Genomic DNA, 8,930 nt, shown 5'->3' with positions numbered 1-8,930 from the left:
CGCTGCCTCCCGCGCCGGCCCCGGTGCCCGACCCCGCCGCGAGCCGCCGGACCCTGCTGACCATCGCGGCGGCGGCCGTCGGCGGGCTGATCGTGGGCGGCGGTTCGGTCGCCGCGCTCGGGTCCGGGGGCACCGCGGTGGTTACCGACGACAAGCCCGCGCCGAAGCCCCGCCGTACGCTCCCCGGGCAGCCCCCCGAGCCGCGCTGGAGCTACGCGCACCCGGCCTCCGAGTCGTCCCCGCTCACCACCGCCGTATGGCAGGACAAGCTGCTCGTGGTGACGAGCGAGAGCCAGGCCAGCGCCTTGGACCTGCGCACCGGCAAGCGGCTGTGGCAGCGCGCGGACGCCGCGAAGGGGCAGGCCGCGCTGGCGGCGGGCGACGACCTGGTCTTCGTGGCGAGCCCGACGGAGTTCCTGTGGCTGTCGCCGGAGAGCGGCGAGGTCGTGCACCGCGTGCGCTACACGGACGCCTTCGCCGACCTGCCGGGCCTCACCGTCGGACGGCTGGCCGGGAGCTCCGGGCCGGTCATCTGGTTCACCGGATCGCACACGGTCACCGTGAAGGCCCCGAAGCCGAAGAAGGGCAAGAAGAAGGGCAAGGACAAGGAAGTCGTCCAGGCCCTCTTCTTCGCGTACGACATCGTGCGGCGCGAGGAGCTGTGGCGGACCGCGGTGCCCGCGGGCCGCGCCCCCGGCACCCCCTCCTACCGTGTGGTCACGGTGCGCTCCGCCGATGTCCTCGTACGGCAGGACGCGGTCAGCCTGACGGCGGCCGAGGTCAAGGCGGCCAAGGGGAAGGGCTCGGTCCGCTCGTTCGACCAGGAGACCGGCAAGCTGCTGTGGACCAAGCAGTACGGCGCGTCCTCCCCCGACGCGGCCACCACGGGCGACGAGGACGGGACGCTGTACGCGGCGGTCGGCACGGACCTCCAGGCCTTCGAGACGGACACCACGAAGCCGCTGTGGCGCGTCGAGGGCAGCACCGGCTCGGTGTTCGGCACCCCGCTGGTCGCAGGGCCCCTGATCCACACCACCGAACGCAGCCGGCTGGTCGGCGCGGTGGAGCGGGAGAGCGGCCGGCTCGTGTGGCGACGCTCCACGGAGGTGCCGGGCATCGGGAACGCTCCGTCGCTCACGCTGAGCGGCAGCGAGAAGACCCTGATCGCCGCCGACGCCGTCCAGGTCACGGCGTTCTCGGCTGCCGACGGCGAGCGGCTGTGGAAGTTCCAGGACATCGGGTCGGCCGATCCGAAGGGGGCGACGGTGAGCGCGTCGTACCGGGCTTTCGCCGTCGGCGAGACCGTCGTCGTCCAGCGGGACAGGTCCTTCTACGCCTTCCCGGTGGCCTGAGACCCGGGCCCTTTCACCACCACCACCGCCGTCCGGGGGACCTCCCGGACGGCGCGCCGCGCGGTGCTTGCATCACCTGACACCGAATGACCGGATTATCGGATTCGCCCATTTATGGACGAGCCCGTTGCCGGGCTACGTCTCCGTCACGGAGGTGATGTCGTGTCAGGCAGACTCCTGCGCGCGGTCTGCACGACCGCACTGGCCGCGGCGCTCACGGTCTCCCCCGCCACCACCGCGTCGGCCGAACCGGGCCCCGTACCGTCCGAAGCATCCGTACCGCCGGCCGAGGAGACCGGGGGGACGGCCGGCACGGACACGGAGGGCGCGGAAGAAGACGCCGGCGAGACCGATGTCCCGGAGGCCGATGTCCCGGAGGCCGACGCCGAGACCGCCCTCGGTGCGCCCGGGGCGCCCAGGAGCGTCGTCGTCCTGCTGCGCGAACTGCAGACCCGCTACCAGGCGGCGGAGGAGGCGAGCGAGACCTACAACGCCACCGCCGAGAAGCTGAAGCAGCGGACCGCGCACCTGAAGAAGGTGAACGCGGACCTGGCGAGGGCGCGGGCCGCGCTGGAGCTCAGCCGCGGGGACGCCGGGCGACTGGCCCGCGAGCAGTACCAGGGGCGTACCGAGTTCGCCGCGTACCTCCGGCTGCTGCTGTCCCGCGACCCCGTGCGGGCCCTGGACCAGAGCCATGTCGTGGGGAGGCTGGCCGCGAACCGGGCGGCGACGGTGGACCGGCTGACCGATGCCGCCCGGCGGGCCGACACCCTGGCCGCCGCCTCCCGCAAGGCGCTGGACCAGCAGAAGAAGCTGGCCGACCGGCAGAAGAAGCAGCGCGACACCGTGCGCGGCAGGCTCAAGGAGGTCGAGGGGCTGCTGGCCACGCTCTCCGAGGAGCAGCTGACCCAGCTCGCCGGTCTCGAACAGCAGGGCGTGGACAAGGCCCAGCGTGAGCTGGTGGCCTCCGGGGCGCTCAGCTCCACCCGGCCGCCCACCCGCCAGGGCGGCGACGCCGTCGCGTACGCGATCCGGCAGATCGGCAAGCCGTATGTGTGGGGGGCCGAGGGGCCCGGTTCCTTCGACTGCTCCGGGCTCACGTCCCAGGCCTGGTCGGCGGCGGGGCGGGCGATCCCGCGCACCTCGCAGGAACAGTGGAAGCAGCTCCCGAAGGTGCCGGTCTCCGCACTGCGCCCCGGGGACCTGGTGATCTACTTCCCGAAGGCGACCCACGTGGCGCTGTACATCGGCAAGGGTCTGGTGGTGCAGGCGCCCCGCCCCGGTACGAAGGTCAAGGTCTCACCCCTGGCGTCGAACCCGCTGCTGGGGGCGGTCCGCCCCGACCCCGGCGGCGCCCCGCTGTCCACGTACACGCTCCCGGAGCTGCCCGAGGGCGCACGCGACGGAGCGGACACCGGATACGGCACGGACGCGGCGCCGGACGCCGCCCCGTAGGGCCTGGACCTCGGCGGCCGGGCCGGCGGTGCGGGTCCGGCCGCCGAAGCGGTGGGCGGGGCGTTCAGGCGCCGGTGAGCGAGGCCAGGTACGCGTTGGTCTTCTCGGGATCGTAGAAGAAGTTCTCGAAGTCCGCCGGGTCGTTGAACCCGTTGGCGAAGCGGTCCGCGACCGGTTGGAGCCGGCCGGCCGCGCCGAGCAGGTTCAGCACGTGCTCCGGCGGGACGCCGAGCATCGCGTTGGTCCACTTCGTGACGTGCTGTGCGGTCTCCCAGTAGCGGTCGAACGTGGACTGCATCCACGCCGCGTCGAACTCCTTCCCGCCGTGCTCGATGATCGAGTCCAGGTAGGCGTCCGCGCACTTGGAGGCCGAGTTGGAGCCCTGGCCGGTGATCGGGTCGTTGGCCACGACGACGTCCGCGACGCCGAGGACCAGGCCACCGCCGGGCAGCCGGCCGATCGGCTTGCGGACCGTGGGGGCGTAGCGGCCGGCGAGGGTGCCGTTGGCGTCGGTCAGCTCGACCTTGGTGGCGCGAGCGTACTCCCACGGCGTGAACTTCTCCATGAGCTCCAGCGTCTTCGCGAGGTGCTCAGAGGGGTCCTTGATGCCCTGGAAGGCGTCCAGCGGACCGCCCGGGACGCCCTCCCAGAAGAGGATGTCGGCACGGCCGGAGGTAGTGAGCGTCGGCATCACGAACAGCTCGCCGACACCCGGCACCAGGTTGCACCGGACCGCGTCGAACTCAGGGTGTTCCGGGCGCGGGCCCATGCCGTGTACGTAGGCGACGGCCAGCGCGCGCTGCGGGGCGTCGAACGGCGAACGGGCCGCGTCCCGGCCGAACATGGAGACCAGCTCGCCCTTGCCGGCCGAGACCATCACCAGGTCGTAGGTACGGCAGAAGTAGTCCAGGTCGGAGACGGCGGCCCCGTGGATGACGAGTTGTCCGCCGCGCTGGGCGAAGGTCTCCATCCAGCCGGCCATCTTCACGCGCTGGTCGACTGACTGGGCGTACCCGTCGAGCTTGCCGACCCAGTCGACGGCGCGGGAGGAGTCGGGGGCGGCGACGGAGACGCCGAGGCCCTCGATCTTCGGGGCCTGGGACTCCCAGAAGTTCAGCTGGTAGTCACGCTCGTGCTGGAGCGCGGTGTGGAACATGCACTGCGTCGACATGACCCGGCCGGTGCGGATCTCATCGGCGGTGCGGTTGGACATCAGGGTGACTTCGTAGCCTCTGGACTGCAGCCCCAGGGCCAGCTGGAGCCCGGACTGGCCGGCTCCGACTATGAGTATCTTCCGCATCGCGGCTCTCCGTTGTGTTGATCAAGGCAATCTGTTCGATCCAGGCGGGTGCTAGGGGGTGACGTCGAGAGCGTGGCCCACCAGGGCCAGGAGCGACTCGACGACCGTGATCCGGTTGCGCGCGTCCATGATCACTATCGGCACGTGCGGGGGTACGGTCAGGGCCTCCCTGACGTCCTCCGCCTCGTAACCGGGCGTCCCCTCGAAGTGGTTGACGGCCACGATGTACGGCAGTCCGCAGCTCTCGAAGTAGTCGAGGGCGGGGAAGCAGTCGGCGAGCCGGCGGGTGTCGGCGAGGACGACCGCGCCGATCGCCCCGCGCACCAGGTCGTCCCACATGAACCAGAAGCGCTGCTGGCCCGGTGTGCCGAAGACGTACAGGACGAGGTCGTCATCCAGCGTGAGCCGGCCGAAGTCCATGGCCACGGTGGTGGTGATCTTGTCGGGCGTCGCGGTGAGGTCGTCGGTCTCCTCGCTGGCCTGGGTCATCAGCGCTTCGGTCTGCAGCGGCGTGATCTCGGAGACCGCGCCGACGAACGTCGTCTTGCCGACGCCGAAGCCGCCCGCCACCACGATCTTGGTGGCGGTGGGCGCGCGGGTGTGGTCGAGCTGCCAGGCCTGGAGGGACTCCTCGGCCTGTTCCCGGGGCCCCGGCTGGCGCGGGGCGAAGAGCGGCGCCTCAGAGACGGCGGAGTCCATTGAGCACCCTTTCGAGCAGTGCGCGGTCGGGCTGGCCGGTGCCGTGACCGGTCCCGTACACGCGGATCTTTCCCTGGTCGGCCAAGTCGCTGAGCAGTACCCGGACGACTCCGAGCGGCATCTTCAGCAGGGCCGAGATCTCCGCGACCGTACGCATCCGGCGGCAGAGTTCGACGATGGCCTGGAGCTCCGGCACGACCCGCGACGCGAGGTTGCCGTTGGTGAGTTCGCGGCGCTCGTCGGGTGCTTCGAGTGCCGCGACGAACGTCTCGACGAGCAGGACGTGCCCGAACCGGGTGCGGCCGCCGGTGAGGGAGTACGGGCGGACCCGGGCGGGGCGTTTGTCCGCCCCGCGGACGGGGAGCCGGGGGGCGGGTTCTGCGGCGGCGGTGGTCACAGGGCGCTCTCCAACGATGTGCGCAGCTCACTGCGGAGTTCGGGGGTGAGTACGTGTCCGGCGCGGCCGACGAAGAGGGCCATGTGGTAGGCGACGACACTCATGTCGCAGTCCGGGGTGGCGTGGACGCCGAGGAGCGAGCCGTCGCTGATCGACATGACGAAGACACTGCCCTCGTCCATGGCGATCATCGTCTGTTTGACGCCGCCGCCGTCCATCAGCTTCGCGGCTCCGACGGTCAGCGAACCGATGCCGGAGACGATCGTGGCCAGGTCGGCGCTGGATCCCTTGGGCCCGTCCGATGTCCCGGCGGCCGGTGCGGCCGCCTTCGGGGCCAGATGGCCGGGGTCGGAGGAGAGCAGCATCAGGCCGTCGGACGAGACGACGGTGACCGAGTGGACCCCTGGCACCTCCTCCACGAGATTGCTCAGCAACCAGTGAAGGTTCCGGGCCTCGGTACTCAGCCCGAATGTGCTGGGCGCAGTCAACTGCGTGCCTCCTCGACTGTGTCCCCCGTCTCTTCGTTCCGGCCGTCCGCCCGGCCGCCGGTCTCGGCGGTCCGTGCGGTCCTTGCGTTACGTGCGTCCTGTGCGGCGCCTGTGGCGTGTGCGGTGGCGCTCTGGTACCCGTGGCGGTCGGTGGGTACGCCCCCGGGGGTGGCGACGGTGATGCCGCCGGTCTCGGCGATCTCCGCCTCGACGTCGCGCCGACCCTCCTCCGCCGCCTGGTGGAAGCTGCCGAGCCGGCGGCGCAGGGCGTCCCGGTCCAGGCTGCCGGTGCGCCCGGTGGCGGGGGCGGTGTCGGGCCGGACCACCCTGGGGGTGCGCTTCGGCAGCCCCTTGTCGGTGATCCGCCCGGCCTCGGGGCGGCGGGGGCCGGGGACGGTGTCGGCGGGGGCGGTATCGGCGGCCTCGGCGTGGGGCGCGGGGCGGAAAGCGGGCCCGTCCGGGTCCTGGTACCCCGGGCCGGTCTCGGCCGGGCGCTCATGGCGGTCGGGGCCGATCGCGTACGGGTCGGTGGTCGCCGGGGCGACGGGGTCCGACGGGGGCTTCGGCAGCCGGACCTGCAGGGTGACCTCGGATTCCGACCCTGCCCCGGCCTCGGCTCCGGGCCCTTCGGCTTGGGGCCCCTCGGCTTCAGGCCCTTCGGCTTCGGCCTCGGCTTCCGTGGCCGACTGCCACGCGTCCTGCTCCTGCTCCGGTACGTCGGTGGCTTCCGGGCTCTCGTCGAGTGCGGCGCTCCCGGCGGCGTTCTCACGGATCGCCCGCTCGGCGGCGGCGATCATGGGGTCCAGGGCGGGCAGGGGCTCGGCGGCCGGCTCGGAGTCGCTCTCCGCGTCGAGGTCCGAGGCCACCTCGGCGGCCGGCCCGGTGGCCGCATCGGCCGCCGACATCGGCTCGCGCTCCGGGGTCGGTTCCGGCGACGGCGTCGGCTCGGCCCCGGCGGGCGTTCCGGGCTCGGGGGCCCCGGGCTGGAGCGGTGAACGGCTGGGCAGCGCGTTGGAGTTGGCCTCCGCGACCGAGCCCGGCAGGTTGAGCGTGGGCGCGTCACGGGGCAGCTGCACGGCGGGCGGCGAGGCGGCGGGCAGCGTCTTGGGCAGCAGGGCTTCCGGCAGGACGACGACGGCTGTCACACCACTCCCCTTCTGCTCGCGCAGCTGGACCCGCACTCCGTGCCGGGCGGCCAGCAACGACGTGACCTGAAGGCCGAGCCCGGCCCCGGTCATGTCGATGTGCCGCTCCCCCGGCTCGAACGAGGCCGGGTCGGCCAGCCTGGCATTGAGTTCGCCCATCCGGACCGTCGACATGCCGATGCCCGCGTCCGACACGGAGAGCATCACCTCGCCGCTCTCCAGGAGCCAGCCGGACAGCTCGACATGGGAGTCGGGCGGCGAGAAGGAGGTCGCGTTCTCCAGGAGCTCGGCGAGAAGGTGACTGAGGTCGTCGGCGGCGAACCCGGCGATCTGGGCGTGCGGCGGCAGGGACTGGATGGTCACCCGCTCGTACCGCTCGATCTCGCTGACGGCCGCGCGCGCCACGTCGACCAGCGGGATCGGTCCGGCGTGGCCGTGACCGTGCTCGGCGCCGGCGAGGACGAGCATGTTCTCGCTGTGGCGGCGCATGACCGTGGCCATGTGGTCCAGCTTGAACAGCGTGGACAGGCGCTCCGGGTCCTGCTCACGCTCCTCCAGGCCCTCGATGACGCCGAGCTGCCGCTCGACCAGCCCGAGGTTGCGCAGGGAGAGGTTGACGAAGGTGTGGCTGACCGTGTTCCTCAGCTGCGCCAGCTCGGTGGCCCGGGTCTGGAGTTCGGCCCGCTGGGCGACGAGGGTCTCCCGGCCCGCGATCAGCTTGGACCGTTCGCCGGTGAGGCCCTCGAGGTGTCCGGTGAAGTCCTGGTGCAGGGTGGTGAGCCTGCCGTGCAGGGTGTTCATCGACCGTACGACCTGCGCGAACTCGTCGTTGCGGCCGGTGTAGCGGACCGGTTCGGCGCTTTCGGGATCCTCGGCGAGGCGCGCGGCGCCGATGCGCAGGACGGCGAGCGGCTGGGTGAGGGTGCGGGCGACGGCGGTGGAGACGCCGACGGCGAGCAGGAAGCAGCCGCCGAGCAGGGCGATGCTCAGTTCGAGGGCGGTGACGTCGTCGTCGCGGAGACCTTCCAGGTGCTGGACCTGGCCGGTGGTCAGGGCGGACTCGACGCTGCGCATCCGGTCGACGCGGGCGGAGAGCGCGGCCTCCAGCTTCTTGGGGCTGACCCTGCGCTCCGCGTCGGAGAGCTCGGGGCGGTCGGTGAGGCGGGTGAGGTACTTCTCCGCGTCGTTGACCTCGGGTCCGGTGACGGTGGCGGAGAGCTTGTCGCGGGCCTCCGGGTCCGCCGCCTGGTCGAAGTCGGCGAGCGCGGCCAGCTCCCGGACCCGGGCCTGCTGGGCGGCGGCGCTCAGCTCGTCGCGTTCGCGGTCGGCCCGGGTGTCGCCCTCGTCCTGGGTCTGCACGGGCAGTCCGGTGAAGGGGTCGGTCAGCGGGGCCGTCGGCTCGGGGCTCGGCACGGCGAGCGCGGCGAGGAGGAGCCCGCGGGTGGCGGAGGCCTGTTCGGAGGCGCCGCCGAGGGTGAGCGGGGCCCGGGTGGCGTCGGCGGCGCGCGGCGGGGTCCTCTCCGCCAGTTCGGCGGCGATGCCGTGCAGTTTGGCGATGATGTCGGAGTACGCCTGGTGCGCCTTGAGGGCCGAGCCCTTGCCGGTCAGCGCGGAGCGGCGCAGGGAGACGACCGTCGAGAGGTCGCGGCGCAGGGCCGCGGAGGCCGCCTCGTGGATCTCGTCGATCTGCTGGTCGACGCGGGTGGTGCGGGCATCGCGGTTCTTCGCGCCGTTGGCGTCGTCCTCGTCCCGGCCGTCGGCGATGTACGCGGTGACGGCGTCACGTTCGTCGGCGAGGGAGTGCCCGAGGGTGACCGCCTGCTGGTTCAGTTCGGCGAGCGTGACCAGCCGCTGGGACTCGCTGAGATCGGCGGAGGCCCCGAGGACGGCGGGCGCGCCCGCCGCTATGACGATGACCCCGACGACCGCGACACCGGCGACCAGTCGGCTGCGCACCCGCACGGTCCGCTTGTCCGCGCCGGGTGCCGGAGGCGTCGCCCCGGAACCGTCGCGCGTCGTGCCCTTGCTCCGCGGCCGCTTCTTCTGCACCGGTGCTCGCAATCTTGACTCGTCCACCCTTGAAGCAGAGGTGAC

7 protein-coding genes are annotated in these 8,930 nt (G+C 72.5%); 2 read left to right on the top strand and 5 right to left on the bottom strand.

Translation table 11 applies throughout. The features are described from left to right. A partial coding sequence (locus B9S58_RS03525) for a PQQ-binding-like beta-propeller repeat protein (RefSeq protein WP_258044173.1) occupies positions 1–1,352 on the top strand: 1,352 nt, incomplete at its 5' end. A gap of 162 nt (positions 1,353–1,514) precedes the next feature. Next, entirely contained in the window at positions 1,515–2,807 is a 1,293-nt protein-coding gene (locus tag B9S58_RS03520; protein WP_258044172.1) for a C40 family peptidase, read from the top strand. 64 nt (positions 2,808–2,871) lie between these two features. Here B9S58_RS03520 and B9S58_RS03515 read toward each other — a convergent pair whose 3' ends face one another. The 5 genes from B9S58_RS03515 to B9S58_RS03495 are packed head-to-tail and all read right to left on the bottom strand — an operon-like array spanning position 2,872 to position 8,885. Beyond that, positions 2,872–4,107 (bottom strand): styrene monooxygenase/indole monooxygenase family protein, encoded by a 1,236-nt coding sequence (locus tag B9S58_RS03515; RefSeq protein ID WP_103530677.1) that lies wholly within the window; start codon positions 4,105–4,107, stop codon positions 2,872–2,874. A 51-nt stretch (positions 4,108–4,158) separates the two neighbouring features. Then, on the bottom strand, positions 4,159–4,806 hold the full coding sequence (locus tag B9S58_RS03510) for an ATP/GTP-binding protein (protein WP_103530676.1): 648 nt from the start codon (positions 4,804–4,806) through the stop codon (positions 4,159–4,161). Next, positions 4,787–5,203: a DUF742 domain-containing protein gene (locus B9S58_RS03505; protein WP_103530675.1), complete on the bottom strand. Its 417-nt coding sequence runs from the start codon at positions 5,201–5,203 to the stop codon at positions 4,787–4,789. Before B9S58_RS03505 ends, B9S58_RS03510 begins: the two co-directional genes overlap by 20 nt. Continuing rightward, entirely contained in the window at positions 5,200–5,691 is a 492-nt protein-coding gene (locus B9S58_RS03500) for a roadblock/LC7 domain-containing protein (protein ID WP_103530674.1), read from the bottom strand. The genes B9S58_RS03505 and B9S58_RS03500 overlap by 4 nt, the downstream gene beginning before the upstream one ends. Next, a complete protein-coding gene (locus B9S58_RS03495) occupies positions 5,688–8,885 on the bottom strand; it encodes a nitrate- and nitrite sensing domain-containing protein (RefSeq protein ID WP_103530673.1) in 3,198 nt (1,065 codons plus the stop codon). The genes B9S58_RS03500 and B9S58_RS03495 overlap by 4 nt, the downstream gene beginning before the upstream one ends. Positions 8,886–8,930: the final 45 nt, after the last annotated feature.

This window comes from Streptomyces sp. SM11, assembly GCF_002910905.1.
GTDB lineage: Bacteria > Actinomycetota > Actinomycetes > Streptomycetales > Streptomycetaceae > Streptomyces.
The sequence above is the reverse complement of the archived record's forward strand: the minus strand, read 5'-3'. Positions and strand labels throughout refer to the sequence as shown.

Bases quoted from the DNA above. Each gene is read 5' to 3' on its own strand.
- B9S58_RS03515 (WP_103530677.1), bottom strand. From the start codon at position 4,107: ATGCGGAAGATACTCATAGTCGGAGCCGGCCAGTCCGGGCTCCAGCTG.
- B9S58_RS03510 (WP_103530676.1), bottom strand. From the start codon at position 4,806: ATGGACTCCGCCGTCTCTGAGGCGCCGCTCTTCGCCCCGCGCCAGCCG.